Here is a 16,696-nt window from a genome sequence, read left to right on the forward strand (position 1 = left end):
GTAATCGCTTTCTTTTATTATAATGGCAGCGCTTACTTATATAGGGAGACTAAATTGACGAAGAAGGTGCAATATTTTGACTATATTTTTTTAAATCGTTCATTTTCTTCATCTCCATTTCGATAATAAAAAAAGGCCTCCGATATAACGGAGAACCCTTTGACCGTTTATAAAATTAAAAAGAACGCTGGGTTAGGGCGTCCAATAAGATTCCTTATTTATTGCGTAGTTTTATCCTATTGTTAATCATCTTCACTTAATTCTTCAATCACTTCACGGGCATCAAGATATCCCTCCTCTTTCAACATTTTAAATATTTTTTGAAATAAATAAGTAAATTCTTCAATTTCTATTTCGTTCAATCTGATAATTAATTGACGATCACCATCTAGACTAGAATTGTAATCCTCAATCCAATAATTTTTCCCTTCAAATTTATAAAGGTAAATCATTTTTCAAACATCTCCTTTTTTCTTAGGTGACTACATGTTACTGAAAGGAGAATTTTATTTTAACATTTATTCAAAAAACATCTTGACATCGAAAAATAAACAGGTTCAAATAAATTATCAAATGAAAAGGAGCAATTTTACAATGAATAAAGACTACTTCTTAAGATGCCAGACATGCAATACAGCTTACCTCGCAGATAAAGACTATACAAAGGAAAAAACAAAATCAGGTTATCCAGATGCCTATACAAGCTACTGCACAAACTGTGATCAGTTTATCGAAGGTCACCATTATACAAATACAAATTAGAGTGAGGGCCTTACCTCACTCTTTATAAGGATCCGTGATAGATTTAGCAAGTCCTCAACTACACCTTTCGCAGATGAAGGCTTAATCGATAGCATGACGAGATTGGATTGTACTCCCGAGTGGGGACAGACCGTAGCAGTACATGAGTTGTAAAAGAATTTATAGATTCACTTTCAAAAAAGAATCAGGTTATTCGAAACACTAGGAGTGGACGCCCTAATGCCAAGGAAAAAGGGGCGTCCATTGATGAAGAAGGAAAATGAAAAAGAAATCTTAAAAGATGAACAAGCTGAAGTAACGGTCGAAGCACTTCAAGCTGAGGTTGAACGCTTAAACATGGAGCTTGCTTATTTAAAAAGTTGAATGCCTTAGTTCAAAACAAGGAAAAATCACCAAACAAGACAAAGCGCAAGTAGTCTATGAATTGAGGCAGGTATTCCCAGTGAAATCACTCCTAAAGCTTGCAGGTATTCCGCGCAGCACGTATTACCATTGGGTAAAACAGCTTGGACGTCCAGATAAAGATGCAGAATTAAAAACACTGATAGAAGACATTTATCATGAACATAAAGGGCGATACGGGTACCGGCGTATTCGTGCTGAACTCGCAAATCGCGGACAGCAAGTTAATCATAAAAAAGTTTATCGCCTTATGAAGGAACTAGGCTTAAAGTGCCTTGTCCGCATGAAGAAATATCGGTCGTATAAAGGAGAAGTAGGCAAGGTTGCAGATAACGTGCTGAATCGGAATTTTAAGGCTTCTCAGCCGAATGAGAAATGGGTCACAGACATTACAGAATTCAAATTGTTTGGAAAGAAACTTTATCTTTCTCCGATGCTAGATTTATACAACGGTGAAATTATCACATATACAATCGGATCCAGACCAACCTATTCCCTTGTCTCAGATATGTTAAAAAAGGCTTTTAAACGAAAAACTATGGATGATGATTTATTGATTCACTCTGACCAGGGATGGCACTATCAAATCAAGAAATATCGTCTGGCTTTAAAGAACAAGAACATCACTCAAAGCATGTCCCGTAAAGGGAACTGTTACGACAATGCGGTCATAGAAAACTTCTTTGGTATCTTAAAATCGGAATTTCTTTATTACCAAGACTTTAAAAGTGTCGAGCATTTTAAGCAAGAGCTCAGAAAGTATATCCATTACTATAATCACAAACGAATTAAGGCAAAATTAAAAGGCAAGAGTCCGGTAAAATACCGGACTCTTGCCCAACAAGCAGCTTAATTAAATAATATGTCTAACTTTTTGGGGTCACTTCATTTTGATTTCCTTTTTTCATTTTGCGCAATGCATATTTTACTTACATCTTGCTAATTGTGTGCTAATCTTCATCTTACTTCCTCCTTTTGTAGCACCATAATTGCATTTTTAACATAGAATATATTTTCGGAGGTGGTTTTTAGTTGATTGTAGTAAAACTGTATATAACCGAGTTTACTATTGTTCTCGTTTATATTATGTTCCTATTTTAACATCCTTCTTTTTTTAACCCGTTCATTTCCTTTCTATCGCCCCACCCCTGCAGAACACAAAATATAATGATTAATCAAACAGATAAACAAATGCGCTATCTTGTTCCAAATCAAGTTCACTAATTTCATCTAAATTATCTACAGAAAACCCTTCACGATAGTTTATATCTAAGCTTTCTAATATAAATTCTGCAAGTTCATCTTTATAATTCCTTGGTCCATTTTCTTCTCTATTCAAAACTCTTGATATACTGCCTGTAACTAAATCAGCTATTTGTATTAAAAAGAATTTAGACGAGACTAATGAGTTAAGATCTGCAAGATATAATTTATCATCAAATGTTCAATAAATCTGTCAGTGAGCAGCTGTTTCAGCACTATTAAAACGTAATTTATCTCCGTCCTCACTATCTTTATAATAATAAATGTCTCTAGGTAAAGTTACTCTTCCAGTTTTTTCTTCATGTTCTAAGCCTAAATGGACAATTTGATAATATAAAGAAAAGATTGTTTCATCTAATGACTTACCTCTGTCTAGTTGCTGTCTCTTTGACTCAGTAAAATGAAACTCTTTTTGGTATTCTAACTCATTGTTCTTTCTTCTCTTCAATCCATTTTCTTAGATATAACTGTATCTCCATATTGCGATTTATATCAGCAATCCATAGACTGCCAACTACTGCATACTTTTCACTACCATGTTTTCTCTCCTTGCTCTTCTTTGTCTAATAACTTCTTTACTCGTAGGTTGGTACAAACCAAACTGATTTTGTATCCTTGCTCTGGCACGAGTTAATGACGTTAACCTTTCAAATTTCGGATACTCTTGAGGATCAATTACTCTTCCCGTATAACCATCTTCGAATTTTCCTCAGTACTTAAGTTGTAGTATTGGATCAGAATTTCTAGCTTCAGGATATAAGTTTAATAAGTAAGCTGCTGTAGTAGCTGGTCTCAAGTTTCTTAAATAACAATCTCTAAAGAAGATTTCAAAAGCTTCCTCATCTGTTACTTTTTTATTAAGTTTTAGTAATTCTTCATTTGTAAGTTTGCCTCTTCTTCCCACCACAATCCCCTACGTACACGATTCGACGCACACGATTTTTAATTATTTATGTCGTGTTAGAAAACAAAAAAAAGACCTCAACATAACCGTTGAAGTCTTGATTTCTATAGATTTTTGATACCGGTGGTCGGGGTCGAACCGACACTCCAGAGGAACACGATTTTGAGTCCACATCTGTACGGTAATTGATATCTAATCAATCATATCAATGATTAGTTGAATTTTGGTGTTTTTTTAAGAACACGATTATTGACTATTATGCCTCTGTCTATAGTATCAGTCAAGGATATCATGCATGTTTATTATAAATTGCTTGTCCTACCTTTTTGTATTTCTCAATTAATTGGTGTTCATATCGTCTTGCTGCAACTGCTTCTTCAAATTCAGCAACAATTTCATATATAATTATTCCATCTTGCATGAGCTGCCTATGTATCAAGTTTCTTCTATTAGTATATCTTCTACACCGATACCATAGACCACTTCCCACATAAACGACTTTTCCATTAAGAAGATGCAAATAAACAATTTGCAAATCTACTTTTCTAAGTTCATTTGGATTAAGTTCATATCGCTTAATAAGTTGGATTATTTTTTGAAAAGACGTTCCATAAATTTTGCCTATGTCTTGATTCGTCATTTTGTCTAAAAGATGCTGTGCAAGTTCTTCTTTTGTTGGCATCATTTGAATCACCTCAATATTCTTATATCTAGGTAATCCAAAATGTAAAATAAAATTAAAATTTTATTCATAAACATTCAGAGATAATATGGTTAATATGTACTATAATGGTATAATTTCCTTAATAAGTTAGGGGGGAACAAACATGTCTAAGATTAGAAATAATAAAACAGCAATTAAAAATCAACAAGATCTCACGAATAATATTACATCATCAATTGATGAATATTTGAAAGAAAATAGTGAAAAAACAAATATGGTTTCAATAGGAAACAGCTTCTGTGAATGGATTTTATACAACATATTTGAGCTCAGAGAAGATGAAGTTAATGATGCTGTTGAAATATCCGGTAAGTTCGACAATGGAATCGATGCTGTATTTGAATACAACAGTGAAATTTGTATACTACAAAGTAAATATTCAACATCTCATAGTATTGATTCTATGGTGCGATTTATTGCAGATTGTCAAAGAGTAGCTACGGAACTTCCATATAGTGAAAGAGATTATGTTTTAGAAATGTGTAAGAAAGTTAGACAAGCAAACCAAAACAACGAAACAATCAATTGCTACTATATTACTAATAATGACATTAGTGAACATGAAAACATACAAAAGAAGAGTGCCCTTAAAAATGTTAAAGAAGAATATAAAAACTTAAAATATTTTTTTTATGATTTCGAAAACATTCATGAAGCAATTGAAATTAAAAAAGGTATGCTTCCTAAAAATTTCAGAGATAAAAAAATCAAACTACCAATTCAGAGTAACTTTGAAAGCTTTGGTACCCTCGTTACAATGGTCAAGGTTAATCATTTCGCCGAGTTCGTTAACGAAGGTGGAAATACTTTATTCCACTCAAATATTAGAAATTTCCTTAAAGGAACAAAGATTAATCAAGGCATTAAAAAAACACTAAAAGAAGAATTAAATAATTTTTGGTACTACAATAACGGAGTCACGATCGTTTGTGATGATTACGCTTTTGTAAGAGGTCTCGTAAATATTACAGCACCACAAATAGTTAATGGATGTCAAACAGCTAAAACATTAGCCGGTTATTTCAAAAATATGACAAGTTCTGAAATAAATGAACTTGAACAAGAAGGATATATACTAATAAAAATTATCAAAACAAAGAAAAGCGCAGATGAAAACTTAAAAAAAGAGTTGAGAGATAAAATTACTAGATATACTAATAGCCAGAATGCTGTTAAGGGATTAGATTTCTATGCTCTTGACACTTTTCAAAGAACGCTAAAAATATCTTTTAAACAATATGGATACTATTATGAGATTCAGCGAGGTTCATTTATAACCGAGCCTCCATCAATACAAAAATCGTACAAAGGTAATGACCAATATAACTACTTGTTAGAAGCAGTTAAAAACTCTAAGAAATTTGTACTTCCTGCTAAGGAAATTATTCAATCATTTACTGCTGCAATAAAACAGATGCCTAACGTAGCATACGGAAGAGCAAATGAATTAACTCCATTAGGCTCACAATGGGAAAAAATTATAAACGACGATACAAAAAAACTCCCATTGGAACACTTTTTATTTCCTTTTCTCGTTCTAAAGTTTGCAAAGGAAGAACTTAACTACAAAGCTGGTCCAAACGATTTCAGAAAAAATGCTGCTTTCTTATTTGTTTCTACTTATTATTTATTTTTACTCAGACTATATAATCAAATTAAGCACTTAGAGATTGAGTCTCCAACTGATATTAGCATTGAATTTTTCACTAGGTTATTTAACAACCGGGATTTGAATATCGAACTTCTAAAGATTAACCATAAAATACTTCGTTCCTATTTTAGAGATACATTAATTAAGAATGAGGTAGGAGATAATCTTCGTGGATTTTTACAAAATAAAGTTCACAAGCCTAAGAATTGGGAAATACTAGAGTTTAAAGTTGATCAAATCTTAGAAGATATAGAATTTGAAGATGTGTATAAAGATATTATAGAGGTAATAAATTCTGTTAGTTAAATACTCAGGATATATTAGAAGGAACAGAAGAGTTAAGTAACGAGGATCGCTTAAAGTTACTTGGGAAGTTATATGAACAACACTTTAGTATATCAGTTTGATAAATGAACTTCAGACATTACTACTGATTATTAAATAAAAAATAATAGCAGCCAATTAAGAATTTAATCTTAATCGACTGCTATTTTTTTATGTCTTCAGATATTAGCTTTGCTAGCTTTTCTGCTTCAGTAAGACTTGATGCAGAAACGGTTATTAGTCTTCCATCAATAAGGAAGTTGTATTGCTTAATCAAACTTATCACCATCCAATTCTTTAACGATATTCAGTAAAGCTTGATTCTTGGTCTTCATTGCTTTGTTCTTCATGAGAGCGACATAATCTTTGTAAGAAACAGCATCTTGAAGATTTGTATCGTAGCTAAACAGAAGGAATTGAAGAGGATCTAAAAGTTCAGGCGTTGTAAGCAGAATCTTAAGTGCTTCTTTTTGAGTGTATTTGCCATTTTTCGCAGAGCTCATAATATCCAGACAACTATCTGTTGTTGTTGGGTATTCTCTGTTATATGCTTTCATATCAGTCCAACCTTTTCATGATGCTGTTTAGCAATTCATCACCTTCATCAATTTCATCATCTATCATATTTACGTCATTCAAAACTGACTGGGTAAGTAGCTGTCTTGAAGCTGGATCTAACTGCAAAGACTTTAGCTGAGACTGAAGTAAGTTAAGCTGCGTACTTCTCATTTGAACATATGGGGAAGCAACTACTTTCTCAAATCCTTCACGAGTCATGATTGTTTGTACTGCACCATGCTTCACAAGACCAATTTCAATTTCATTCAGTAAGTCGATTGTATTTGCTGCAGCTGCTAAAGAAAAAATATCAATATCTTTTAAATGAAAGCCGAGTCCTAAATCCTTCAAGTTGGAAACTAAAGCTGCGTACACTTTTTCATTTCTTAGAAAGATATGATCTGGAAGATTCGACAAATTTGAAGATGAAAACTGCTGCTTCATTTCATGCTTCTGTTGTATGTTCTTTTCTTGTCTATATGGATTGCTGTCTTGTTTTAGATGTGCTGGTTTTAAATTAATTTTATTCAGTCCTTTCTAGGCATGATACGACGGGCTAGGGCTCAAAATGTACTATCGTAAAACCGTCTCATCCCCTGTTATTATCGTGACTGTACGAGTTTTTTTCGGGAGGGTAGGCGGTGTCGTTTTGGCCAATCATTTTTTTTAGTAGCCAACATTTCTGAGATAACCATACGAAACTTCTTCACTGCCATGTGTTGTCAGTATTAAGTTAACTTTTGATAGCACTAAACTTCTACTTAGCTTCATGTCTCTTGACTTCATTACTTCGATGTAATCATTGACCACAATCTTCGCTAAAGAAAACTTAAATGCTTTCTCTCCAATGTCTTCTCTTACTGCTTCTAAACAACTAATCTTTTCATCCATACATCAACTATCCTTTCTACATTTAATCTGCTATTTATGTTGTACTTATTACTGTCTTAATAAAAAAAGAGTAGCCGAATTAACGACCACTCAAAGTTTATGAAGTAATGAGCATAAATGATTATGATGAAATTGTTCCTTTAGCGATTGCTTGGTAGTTGTGAACTCGGCCATCACCATAAAACTCAGCGAGGAATCCAACAGAACCAGCAAGAACTTTCGGAGTGCCTGCAATATCTTTAACTTCTAAGTCTTTCGAAACTCCGACTGTATAGCAATCTTCGATGCTCCCAAATAATACTGGAACTTGTCCGATTGTATCACCAGCTGATAAAGCATTAGAAATTTCAATTGGAGCACCAAACAATGTATAAACAATTTTTCCATTTAATTCGATTTGCTTTACATAGAAGTTACCGTCGCTATCTTTGAAGTCAACTACTTTTTCGAAGAATGGACGAGACATATACCAAGAAGAGGTTCCAACGAAATCTTCATGAACAGCAAAGTATACACTTCGAAGATTATTGACTAGCTGAGTAGCTGCACCTAACGAAATATTTTTCGAAGTAACATTCGAGTCAGGAGCAATTCCTTTAAATTCGTTTGCAGCATTACCAACCATGATAGACTTTTCAATTCTTTTAAGAACTCTACGAGCTACCAGGTCTCTAGCATGCTGAGACAAATCAACACCGGAATCAAACATGTACTGCTTAGACATAGAAATACTTACTGCAACTCGACGTTGATTCATTACAGCAAGATTAGACAAGTTGAACGCAATTTCTGGAGCGTTTGAACCTTCATCAAGAAACACTGCATCAACTAAAGCTGTTTCATAAGGAATCTTCATTTCTTCTCCATTGAACGGAATCTTACGAGATTTCGAAAATACAGATGAGGTGCTTTCTAATTTTTTTACAATACTATCAACTAGCTTTGGACTTGCTGAATTACCTACTACCGCTTTTGTTTGTAATGCACGTTCTTCATTTTTCATTTCAATTTCCTCCATTTGATTTTTTAATTGTCTGAACTCTTCATTTAGCTCAGATAATTTCTCTTTTTCGTTTATTAATATGAACTTGAAAGTTGGTGAAAGATTTAATGTCTTTTCAGCTCTTCGAACTTCTTCTTCTTGCTTTGCTATGCTAAGTTTTAACTTTGAAACACGAACATCTATCGGGAGCTCTCGTTCTTCACTTTCTTGAATTTCAACTTCTACTTCCGTAGGTATATCAGCTTCTACTATGTCTATTCCACGAGCTGAAATAGTACTGTCACTATACGCAGGATCTCTGACAACCGAAATTTCGAAGAGCTCAAGTTCTTCAATAGTTCTTTCGTGAATGCCTGAAGCTGTAGGCTTCCAAGAATCGGAGATCGTCCGAAATCCGAAAGACATATTTCGTAGAATTCCAGAATTAATCAATTCGTAATAATCTCGACCCCATGAAGTGTCAGCAATCTCTGCAGTCATAAATAAAACCAGTAGAATCTTCCGTAAGCGTCAATGACCCATTTCTTGTTGAAGATAAAAGTTCTTTAGGATTGTGTTCTGCTAAAAAGTGAATGTCTGACTTAGCATTGCGAACTGCCCGATCAAACGCACCCTTCGAAATTTTTTCAACGAATTTCTTTCCAGAACCCAAAATGTTACTAAGCTGCTCCGTTTTATTCACGTAGCCAGAGACTGTCATACTTTTATTCTTATCTGAACGTAGTTCCATATTCAGAACTCGTAGTTCGATATTTTTTTTCAAGATCTTCATCCTTTCGTTTCTTTTTGCTGAATGAACAGCGATTTATTTTTGTAAGTAGTTATTTAAATAAAAAAAGACGTATCCGAAGATACGCCAAGGCTTTGAAAGTGAATCAGGCTTTCAAAGAACTCCTCTAATGCCAGAGAAGTAAAGATACAAACCTCAATATGAGAGACTTAACCAATTCTGTAATTTGGTTAATAGTCACCGCAAAGCGGTGCCAGATTTATTATTAAAATTGCTTGAACGTGCAAAACTAAAAAATCGTAAAAAAAAGACGAGCAATTAAGCTCGCCTTCTTAGATACTGACCAGGTACCCTTCTGAAACTTGAGGATGTTGCATGTTTGATAATGACAATTGGAGCGCTGCAAGAGCGCATAATAAAAAAAAGAAAGCATCTTATTAGGATGCTTCTTTGATTGATTGGTTGCTCTAGTTATATGAACTGTCATCGCAGACTCAACCACTCATGTATATATATGGCTAGAGTGAGCCACAATTTTAAATTTAATAAAGAATGGTGGCTAGCCATTCTCACGGAGAAATCATATATGACAACATTTAAATCGTCATGTAGCACCGAAGTGCTTATATTGTTTGCTGATTATCAGCTAAATTGTAAAAGAAGAAGCCGAGACATGGAAGTGACCGGCTCATTGTGTTGCAATTAAAATAGGAAGTATTCAATGAATCTAAAGCATTAAGAAAACGTGAATCGTTCAAGTTTTGAAGCTTGAAGGCTCGTCAACTCACAAATTTCAGAACTTCTAAAATCGAAAAGAAGTTATAGAATAATTGCACGGTTGTGCAACGCTCTATATATTATATATACATAGATGGAAGATCCTGTACGATATTTTGATACTTATTTGCTTAACTAAGCAATCTTACTTCCGACAGCTGGACTTTGATATTTTCCTATAAAACTTCTTCATTTCAGCCAAGACTAAAAAATAATCTTTTTTGACATCAACTGAATCCTTTTTATAAAGAGTCATTAAGCATTCTGATTCTTCCATAACAAGACCTTTTTCAAAGATACGATTTCGAAGGTTCAACTGGTCGATATCGCAGATTCCAGCTAGTTCCCATACTTCTTGTTGTTGTTCTGCAATTTGTTCGTCAAATGTTAAGTGTCGTTTTGCCATGATTAATTTCCTCCTGAAGTTATGATTAGTTATTTAAATGTTCTCAAATTAGTTATGTTTCTATTTAAATAACAAAGGTAACTTTTTTGAGAACATTAGCGTTTTGAAAGAATCCAATACCTTTTATTGAAAGTCTCTGAATTTCTGTCTTTATCTTGAAGGCTCTCAATAACAAAACCGATATTATTTTCTTCAAAGAATGCATTGATAGTTTTCATGCCGACTTTTGTAGAACCGTTCTTTGCTCGTAATCCGTACTTGCTGCAAATTACATTGCATAATTCCTGCTGCTGTTCTTTGAAAACTTTCTTCCCAATGTAGTTCTTAACAATATCTAATTGAATGAATGCTTCACGCTTTAATTGTTCCAAGTCAATGTAAGCTTTATCAGGAAAATACTTGCTAATTGCGGATTCGAATCCATACTCATTCATGAATTCGTAATAGTCATATTGATAGCTTAAAGATGCTAAACCTGTGTTTGATACTCGCAATCGTGTATATTGTTGATTGCTAACTGGATCAATAACAGTGTCCAAATAGAAAGCTTTCATGGACTTATGAATGATGTTCAATCCATATTCTTTAACAAATTCGATCTCGCCTAGCTCATCAAATTTTTCATAATAGCCAAGTTGTTTGTCAAGATAACGCAGCTTTGCAAGAATAGACTTCTTTGAAATTCGTTTGTAGTAATAATCTATTCCTTCTTCGTCTCTGCTTCGAGCTGGTGCTTGAGCAACAACATCAATATCGCTTAGCCCGTGGTTAACGATTGCTTTCAACTTTTTGTCCTTAATTTCTGTTGCTTCAGTCATAAGCTTTGTTGTATTTAAAACATCAACCGAAAATTGTTGAGTTGTAGCTATTTGATTGAATTCTTTTGAAGCCAGACGATTGCCAGCATGAAGAATTGCGCTATTGCCAATATTAAAGCCTGATGTTGTATCAATTGAATTATGGAATACCAGAACTTTATTTCCTTGTTTGACTTCATTATCAACTATGGCCAAGATTGTTTCGTCTTTCTCATAACGATACAAATTGTTGATGTTGTTATTGTAATAATTCGCTTCTTTAAGAATTTCTAGCTTGTTCTTCCAAGGTAAATATTTAAGTCCGTCATAAGTTCCCGTCATAAGGATCTTGATAGAATCGATATTTTTATTTAAGAAATTGAAGACAATTTCTGTTTGAGTATTGAAAGAAGCATCACTAACAAGAGCATGAGCTTCATCGTGAACAATATAATCGAATCGATTAATTTCTGGATCGTTACGTTTGATCATGTTTGAGAAAGTTTGATAAGACTCGGTACGAAACAATCCGCCCAAGAATTGACGTTCACACTCTTCTTTAAATGAAGCTAAGTAAGAGTTTTGCTGTGCTTTTGTTTGAGCACGATGTGTTATTATCAAAGTTCGTTTTCTGTTTTCTAAAGTATAAGGAAGCAATATATTTCTTGCCCAATGATTTTTCCCACTGCCCATTTCAGAACCAATAAGATAATTTCCGCCTGCTTTTAACTTCTTAACGACATCTGCTGTAATTACATCGCTTACATAAACTTTACTGATCAATTTGATTCCTCCGATTGATTAAATTTCTTTATATATGCTTTCTATCAGAAGAAAGAAAAACGTAAATCATAACCGGAAAAGAATTTACAAATTATTATTCAAGGGTCAAATTGACGAAGTGTAAACCAAAATTTAAAAATATACTATTACGTTAATACAAAAAGAAATTTATGTTAAAATAATACAAAAATAGGTAGGATGGGAATGAGGATAAATGGTTAAACCAGGTACCGTAGTTGAATTTAATACGGAAAAACAATTTATACACATAAAACCCCTTGGTCAAGGAGGAACTGGAGATACTCACCTCTTTAAAGATGAAACTACAGATATGTTTTTTGCATTTAAAAAGTACGTACCAAAAGATCTTAACTATATTGACGAAAATTATAAACGATTTGTCGATGAGATTAAAATTTTATTTACTATTTCCCACACTAACATTGTAAGAGTTTATAATTACTATTTATATCCTGAACATAAACTAGGGTATCTTCAAATGGAATATATAGAAGGAGTTCAAATTGACGAATTTGAGCCTATTTGGAAAGACTGGTCAGAAATTTTCACTGAAACAATATCTGCATTTGAATATCTAGAATCTAATAATATATTGCACAGGGATATTCGTCCTGCAAACATATTGATAGATAATCAAGAGAATGTTAAGGTCATAGATTTTGGATTTGGGAAAAAGTTAGTAGGCGAAGATAAGAATGGGAGAAGTGTCTTTTTGAACTGGCCTGTAACACAGTTGCCAAACGAAACGGCCTCTGAAGGAATATACAACCATCAAAGTGAAATCTACTTTGTTGGAAATCTGTTTAGTAGGATTCTTGGTGAGAATCTACCTAATTTTAAATTTAAATATATAATTGATAAGATGAACCAATTAGATCCACGTGAAAGATATTTAAAATTTCAAGACATTTCAGTTGATATTTCCCAAGGAGTACTTGCAATAAAGTTTACAGAAGAGGAAAAGAATTTATATAGGGATTTTGCAGAAGTACTTTCAAGATATATAGTAAGCCATACAAATAGATATGAGCCTGTTAAAGAACCAAATATAATAATGAATGAATTATCTACTCTTATTCTAAATAGTTCTTTGGAAGATTATATACAGGATAATAGACAATTAATAAATTGCTTTATTAATAACCCTTATACATTTAAACCAATAAAAGATATACCCCTTTCAATAGTTATTAATTTTTATCAATTTTTACAAGGATTAGGGCCAGATAAGCAAAAAATAGTACTAGATAACATAGATGTAAGATTATCTACCATAAAATTACAAATAGAAATAGACGATGATGATTTACCGTTCTAAAAAATTTGGATATTATCGTTTAACTTACAGCTTCTTGTATTAAATTGATAAGTCACTTTCCGCACAAAAAATTCAGTATCTTATTGATGAATGGGTCGCTCAAATTGAAGAAGTTGCTAAAGGACCACTTAGGTCCTTTTTGTTTTAATTAATAAAAATATTGATTTTATGCAAAAAAAAATCGAGCATTATGCTCGATTCTCTTACTACGCCTAAAACCAAATATTATCGTCGGCTTCAGGATTTTCAGTTAATTCTTTAATTTGTTGATTGATCCTATCTCTCCACTCGATAAGACTGGCTAATCGCTCCTCTTTAGTTGGTGATTTATATTCCTCTCGTTCAGCTTCTGCTTCTTCCCTGGCTTTTTTTAATCGTTCTGAGACTTCCTCATTAGTCTTAAAAGTTCCATCTTCGTCTTCCCAACCAATATGCTCAGTTTCAACATCTTTGTAATTTAGTCTTTTTATATCAAAGCCGAAATATTTCAGAACAAAATCTTCGTAATCAAGCCACTTATCATCAGCTTCTGTTTTAAACAATGCTGATCCAGTTCTCTTTCCATCTTCCGCGCTGTAAACATTGAATAAATATCTTATCTTTGCTAATGAAGCATCTTTTACTACTGAGACATCCCCAGCCGGATAAAATCGATCCTCATAACTTTTCATTAAAATTTCCATTAATATGACCTCCGTAAATTTGTTTTGTTTTTCTTACGGAGTTGTTATAGGGTAAGAATGACAAAGTGTAAAGCAAAAATGAAAAATTTAATTAAAAAATTATTTAAAAAGTTATTTAAGGCTCATTTTACACGCTTCCTGGATGTCTCTTTAATATAATTATTAAGGAGAGCTAAAGATAAATGCAGCGTAGGGGCGTGTGATGACGCTGAGTATTAATCAAATGAAAATTTTATTAAATGTTTATGGTTTTATTTGTAAATAAATAGTAATATAGATTGAGAAATAAATTTTAGAGATGGGGTATTCACGTTGAACATTGAGACTAAGTATCTAATTAGATGGGGAATACCTGGATGGGTTTTTATACTATTTTCCTACATAAGTTATCTATCTGTAGAAAATGGAGTGTTATTTACTAAAGATTTTACCGTACCTCAATTATTAGGCGTTCTCATTGCATTAGGATTTGTAGGAGTAGTGATTGGTTATTTAATGCATCAAATTTATTTTTCTCTTAATTGGATTTTCACAAATCAATCCTCTAAAATAATCTCAAAAACAATCGCTTTAGTCGAAAATAAAGAAGCTTTCAAAATAAACTTGCATGAAATCAGTCAACATAAAGCATACTATTTAATAGAGTATCATTGGCATAAACAGCTCCTTTTAATAGATAAAGATAAACGTGAATATGTGGCAGAACGGTATAGATATTTATTAACCACAATACACGGCTTAGGGGCGCTGCTTGTTTCAATTATATTTTCATTCATATCTGTCCTATTTATTGCTCATGAAAATGAGCTAAACTGGTTAGTAATCTTTTTGATTATATTGTTAATATATTTAGCCTTTTCTGTATATAAAGGTTTTAAGTATTACTCAGAAAACTTAATACATTTTCAAGGTAACTTTTTAAATTCTTTTTTAAATAAAGAATTTAGTAAAGCTCGTGAAAGAATTGACTTAGATCAATAAATATACCATATTTGCAATATCCTAACTTTCATTAATTGATGAAAGGAAAAAATCGAGCATTAAGCTCGATCTTCATCTTCTTTATGAATTCGATTGAAGTACATATCGTGGATTCCGATTTTTTTAGAAAGGAACTCTACATCCTTCTCTAAATTAGAAAGTCGCTCTTCCGTGTTTGGATTACTTCTTACATTGTAATATTCATCATACATCATATCCAATAACTTCCAACGTTCGCCGTTATCTAATTCCTTAATCATTTGGAATAATTTTTCTGCATTCATTTTTAATCACCTCCCATATTTAATTTAAAGATAAAAACAAGCTAGATAATATTAATCTATTATCCAGCTATTTCTTGTGTAATCTGGGGCATTCTAGAGCTTTTGAAGACTATCCGAGGATATCCTTTTACCTCGTTATCTAACCTTCTCGAATTTCTTATTAATTAACGCTTATAGCTTATCTACTTTTTTATTTAATTTTTTAATCTTATTATCAATTTCTTTAATACTATCTAAAATAATATTTAGCTGTATTCCTTGTTGAATCAATAATTGCATTAAATCAAGCTCTTTGTTCTTTTGTGGCTCCTTATTCAATAAAATTTCTACTGACTTTTCCACAGTATTTCCAGGTTCATTCTTTAAATGGATTAGCTTTCTAAACAACTCAACTTCATATTCAGAAAAAACTAGCTGACCTTGCTTACTTCTAGTGAACTTATAATTATTCTTTTCAAACAGGAGATAATACTTTTTTAAAGCTGAAGCACTTAAGCCTAGCATAGCAGACACTTCATTAATTTTCATTATGAGCCTCCTAGGAAAAAATATTATTAATTAAACTTCTAACCAGTTAAATAAGTGACTATTTTTAGTCTTGTTGTTTGAAAGCTCGTACATCGTTTCTTTATACTCATCAAATTCTTCGGAATGTTTATAGTCTGAGTTATTCGTGATTATTTCTAGAGACTTAAAAGCATATCCTTTAATCTTATGTAATGGTACCTTTAAATACCTGTTGCTTTCAATTGTATCATTTACAAATTTTTCAATAAGTGTATTCCATTGCTTCTTAGAATACCTTCCAATAGAAAACTTGGTATACAGTTCATTAGCAGCATTGGTTAGTAAAAGACTAAATTCATCTGAAGACAGAGGTTCCTTGTAATTACAATTGAAATTATAAATATCTTTATCTTGTTCTTTTTTATTATTTATTTTTAGGGTTACCTTTTGGTCAGGCATGGTGTTCCCTTTGGGTAAAGCTAGGTATTCCCTTTCGTCATACCTTGGAGACTGCTTATTGTCTTCTGATTCATCAGTTAAAGAGTTAATCAAGTCTTCCCTTTTGGAAGAGCTAGGTATTCCTACTAATTTAGTTTCAATTTTAGGAGTGATATGGAAGTATTTCTTTGAAGGCATTCCCATTACCCTTGTTTCAATGTAGCCATGTTCTTCTAATTCTTTAGCTGCTTTGAGTTGTTGCTTGTAAGTTAATGCAGTTTCTTCTTCTAACGTTTCAGATGTTAAGAAGAAATATTCTTTGTTGTTCTTGATTTTTAACATATTCTTGCTACCGAAGCTTTCGTAACTTGAGCATAACTGACCAAAGATAATAGATCCATTTACGGAAACTTCATGGGCTAACTCTTTGTTATACATTACAAATCCTTTACCACTTAGAATAGATATTAACTTCATTGTTCTTCTCCC

20 protein-coding genes and 1 pseudogene are annotated in these 16,696 nt (G+C 32.6%); 5 read left to right on the forward strand and 16 right to left on the reverse strand.

Annotated features, from left to right (window positions below; genetic code table 11):
• Positions 1 to 242: 242 nt before the first annotated feature.
• Positions 243 to 452 (reverse strand): hypothetical protein, encoded by a 210-nt coding sequence (locus tag QFZ72_RS25215; RefSeq protein ID WP_307438879.1) that lies wholly within the window; start codon positions 450 to 452, stop codon positions 243 to 245.
• Between the two features lie 34 nt (positions 453 to 486).
• On the opposite strand from QFZ72_RS25215, the gene QFZ72_RS29655 reads away from it, so the two are divergent.
• Together QFZ72_RS29655 and QFZ72_RS25225 are read left to right on the forward strand one after the other, a co-directional pair.
• On the forward strand, positions 487 to 762 hold the full coding sequence (locus tag QFZ72_RS29655) for a Mut7-C RNAse domain-containing protein (protein WP_373464640.1): 276 nt from the start codon (positions 487 to 489) through the stop codon (positions 760 to 762).
• Positions 763 to 954: 192 nt separating this feature from the next.
• A pseudogene (locus QFZ72_RS25225) lies at positions 955 to 2,017 on the forward strand (IS3 family transposase); the annotation flags it as partial.
• Positions 2,018 to 2,335: 318 nt separating this feature from the next.
• On the opposite strand, the gene QFZ72_RS25230 reads toward QFZ72_RS25225, so the two are convergent.
• The 4 genes from QFZ72_RS25230 to QFZ72_RS25245 all read right to left on the reverse strand — a co-directional run bounded on the left by QFZ72_RS25230 (position 2,336) and on the right by QFZ72_RS25245 (position 4,013).
• Positions 2,336 to 2,503, reverse strand: coding sequence for a hypothetical protein (locus QFZ72_RS25230; protein ID WP_307438884.1), 168 nt, complete (start codon positions 2,501 to 2,503; stop codon positions 2,336 to 2,338).
• Positions 2,504 to 2,620: 117 nt separating this feature from the next.
• Entirely contained in the window at positions 2,621 to 2,875 is a 255-nt protein-coding gene (locus QFZ72_RS25235) for a hypothetical protein (RefSeq protein WP_307438886.1), read from the reverse strand.
• A 261-nt stretch (positions 2,876 to 3,136) separates the two neighbouring features.
• The gene (locus tag QFZ72_RS25240) at positions 3,137 to 3,331 is read right to left on the reverse strand and encodes a hypothetical protein (protein ID WP_307438888.1); all 195 of its coding nucleotides are present in this window, start codon (positions 3,329 to 3,331) and stop codon (positions 3,137 to 3,139) included.
• 289 nt (positions 3,332 to 3,620) lie between these two features.
• Positions 3,621 to 4,013: a hypothetical protein gene (locus tag QFZ72_RS25245; RefSeq protein ID WP_307438889.1), complete on the reverse strand. Its 393-nt coding sequence runs from the start codon at positions 4,011 to 4,013 to the stop codon at positions 3,621 to 3,623.
• 145 nt (positions 4,014 to 4,158) lie between these two features.
• Between QFZ72_RS25245 and QFZ72_RS25250 the strand changes: the two genes are divergently transcribed.
• Positions 4,159 to 6,012 (forward strand): AIPR family protein, encoded by a 1,854-nt coding sequence (locus QFZ72_RS25250; RefSeq protein WP_307438892.1) that lies wholly within the window; start codon positions 4,159 to 4,161, stop codon positions 6,010 to 6,012.
• Between the two features lie 287 nt (positions 6,013 to 6,299).
• Here QFZ72_RS25250 and QFZ72_RS25255 read toward each other — a convergent pair whose 3' ends face one another.
• The 7 genes from QFZ72_RS25255 to QFZ72_RS25285 all read right to left on the reverse strand — a co-directional run bounded on the left by QFZ72_RS25255 (position 6,300) and on the right by QFZ72_RS25285 (position 11,975).
• Positions 6,300 to 6,587: a hypothetical protein gene (locus tag QFZ72_RS25255; RefSeq protein WP_307438893.1), complete on the reverse strand. Its 288-nt coding sequence runs from the start codon at positions 6,585 to 6,587 to the stop codon at positions 6,300 to 6,302.
• A gap of 1 nt (position 6,588) precedes the next feature.
• Positions 6,589 to 7,032, reverse strand: a complete 444-nt coding sequence (locus QFZ72_RS25260) for a P27 family phage terminase small subunit (RefSeq protein ID WP_307438895.1) — start codon at positions 7,030 to 7,032, stop codon at positions 6,589 to 6,591.
• Between the two features lie 222 nt (positions 7,033 to 7,254).
• The gene (locus tag QFZ72_RS25265) at positions 7,255 to 7,479 is read right to left on the reverse strand and encodes a hypothetical protein (RefSeq protein ID WP_307438897.1); all 225 of its coding nucleotides are present in this window, start codon (positions 7,477 to 7,479) and stop codon (positions 7,255 to 7,257) included.
• A gap of 121 nt (positions 7,480 to 7,600) precedes the next feature.
• Complete coding sequence (locus QFZ72_RS25270) at positions 7,601 to 8,962, reverse strand: phage major capsid protein (protein ID WP_307438899.1); 1,362 nt, start codon at positions 8,960 to 8,962, stop codon at positions 7,601 to 7,603.
• A complete protein-coding gene (locus tag QFZ72_RS25275; protein WP_307438900.1) occupies positions 8,943 to 9,212 on the reverse strand; it encodes an HK97 family phage prohead protease in 270 nt (89 codons plus the stop codon). The genes QFZ72_RS25270 and QFZ72_RS25275 overlap by 20 nt, the downstream gene beginning before the upstream one ends.
• Positions 9,213 to 10,134: 922 nt before the next feature.
• On the reverse strand, positions 10,135 to 10,395 hold the full coding sequence (locus tag QFZ72_RS25280) for a hypothetical protein (RefSeq protein ID WP_307438903.1): 261 nt from the start codon (positions 10,393 to 10,395) through the stop codon (positions 10,135 to 10,137).
• A 95-nt stretch (positions 10,396 to 10,490) separates the two neighbouring features.
• On the reverse strand, positions 10,491 to 11,975 hold the full coding sequence (locus tag QFZ72_RS25285) for a DEAD/DEAH box helicase family protein (protein ID WP_307438905.1): 1,485 nt from the start codon (positions 11,973 to 11,975) through the stop codon (positions 10,491 to 10,493).
• A gap of 214 nt (positions 11,976 to 12,189) precedes the next feature.
• Between QFZ72_RS25285 and QFZ72_RS25290 the strand changes: the two genes are divergently transcribed.
• Positions 12,190 to 13,314, forward strand: a complete 1,125-nt coding sequence (locus QFZ72_RS25290; RefSeq protein WP_307438906.1) for a protein kinase family protein — start codon at positions 12,190 to 12,192, stop codon at positions 13,312 to 13,314.
• Positions 13,315 to 13,526: 212 nt separating this feature from the next.
• On the opposite strand, the gene QFZ72_RS25295 is transcribed toward QFZ72_RS25290, so the two are convergent.
• Positions 13,527 to 13,997, reverse strand: a complete 471-nt coding sequence (locus QFZ72_RS25295; protein ID WP_307438907.1) for a hypothetical protein — start codon at positions 13,995 to 13,997, stop codon at positions 13,527 to 13,529.
• A 312-nt stretch (positions 13,998 to 14,309) separates the two neighbouring features.
• Here QFZ72_RS25295 and QFZ72_RS25300 point away from each other — a divergent pair, with 312 nt between their 5' ends.
• Complete coding sequence (locus tag QFZ72_RS25300) at positions 14,310 to 14,978, forward strand: BA5345 family protein (RefSeq protein ID WP_307438909.1); 669 nt, start codon at positions 14,310 to 14,312, stop codon at positions 14,976 to 14,978.
• Between the two features lie 59 nt (positions 14,979 to 15,037).
• On the opposite strand, the gene QFZ72_RS25305 is transcribed toward QFZ72_RS25300, so the two are convergent.
• The 3 genes from QFZ72_RS25305 to QFZ72_RS25315 all read right to left on the reverse strand — a co-directional run bounded on the left by QFZ72_RS25305 (position 15,038) and on the right by QFZ72_RS25315 (position 16,684).
• Entirely contained in the window at positions 15,038 to 15,262 is a 225-nt protein-coding gene (locus QFZ72_RS25305; RefSeq protein WP_307438911.1) for a hypothetical protein, read from the reverse strand.
• A 171-nt stretch (positions 15,263 to 15,433) separates the two neighbouring features.
• Positions 15,434 to 15,790, reverse strand: coding sequence for a MerR family transcriptional regulator (locus QFZ72_RS25310; protein ID WP_307438912.1), 357 nt, complete (start codon positions 15,788 to 15,790; stop codon positions 15,434 to 15,436).
• Positions 15,791 to 15,820: 30 nt separating this feature from the next.
• Positions 15,821 to 16,684, reverse strand: coding sequence for a hypothetical protein (locus QFZ72_RS25315; RefSeq protein ID WP_307438914.1), 864 nt, complete (start codon positions 16,682 to 16,684; stop codon positions 15,821 to 15,823).
• Positions 16,685 to 16,696: the final 12 nt, after the last annotated feature.

Origin of the sequence: Bacillus sp. V2I10 (assembly GCF_030817055.1) — a bacterium.
Classification (GTDB): Bacteria; Bacillota; Bacilli; order Bacillales; family Bacillaceae; genus Bacillus_P.

Bases quoted from the DNA above. Each gene is read 5' to 3' on its own strand.
- QFZ72_RS25215 (WP_307438879.1), bottom strand. From the start codon at position 452: ATGATTTACCTTTATAAATTTGAAGGGAAAAATTATTGGATTGAGGAT.
- QFZ72_RS29655 (WP_373464640.1), top strand. From the start codon at position 487: ATGTTACTGAAAGGAGAATTTTATTTTAACATTTATTCAAAAAACATC.
- QFZ72_RS25245 (WP_307438889.1), bottom strand. From the start codon at position 4,013: ATGCCAACAAAAGAAGAACTTGCACAGCATCTTTTAGACAAAATGACG.
- QFZ72_RS25250 (WP_307438892.1), top strand. From the start codon at position 4,159: ATGTCTAAGATTAGAAATAATAAAACAGCAATTAAAAATCAACAAGAT.
- QFZ72_RS25255 (WP_307438893.1), bottom strand. From the start codon at position 6,587: ATGAAAGCATATAACAGAGAATACCCAACAACAACAGATAGTTGTCTG.
- QFZ72_RS25260 (WP_307438895.1), bottom strand. From the start codon at position 7,032: ATGAAGCAGCAGTTTTCATCTTCAAATTTGTCGAATCTTCCAGATCAT.
- QFZ72_RS25265 (WP_307438897.1), bottom strand. From the start codon at position 7,479: ATGGATGAAAAGATTAGTTGTTTAGAAGCAGTAAGAGAAGACATTGGA.
- QFZ72_RS25270 (WP_307438899.1), bottom strand. From the start codon at position 8,962: ATGACTGCAGAGATTGCTGACACTTCATGGGGTCGAGATTATTACGAA.
- QFZ72_RS25275 (WP_307438900.1), bottom strand. From the start codon at position 9,212: ATGGAACTACGTTCAGATAAGAATAAAAGTATGACAGTCTCTGGCTAC.
- QFZ72_RS25280 (WP_307438903.1), bottom strand. From the start codon at position 10,395: ATGGCAAAACGACACTTAACATTTGACGAACAAATTGCAGAACAACAA.
- QFZ72_RS25290 (WP_307438906.1), top strand. From the start codon at position 12,190: ATGGTTAAACCAGGTACCGTAGTTGAATTTAATACGGAAAAACAATTT.
- QFZ72_RS25295 (WP_307438907.1), bottom strand. From the start codon at position 13,997: ATGGAAATTTTAATGAAAAGTTATGAGGATCGATTTTATCCGGCTGGG.
- QFZ72_RS25305 (WP_307438911.1), bottom strand. From the start codon at position 15,262: ATGAATGCAGAAAAATTATTCCAAATGATTAAGGAATTAGATAACGGC.
- QFZ72_RS25310 (WP_307438912.1), bottom strand. From the start codon at position 15,790: ATGAAAATTAATGAAGTGTCTGCTATGCTAGGCTTAAGTGCTTCAGCT.
- QFZ72_RS25315 (WP_307438914.1), bottom strand. From the start codon at position 16,684: ATGAAGTTAATATCTATTCTAAGTGGTAAAGGATTTGTAATGTATAAC.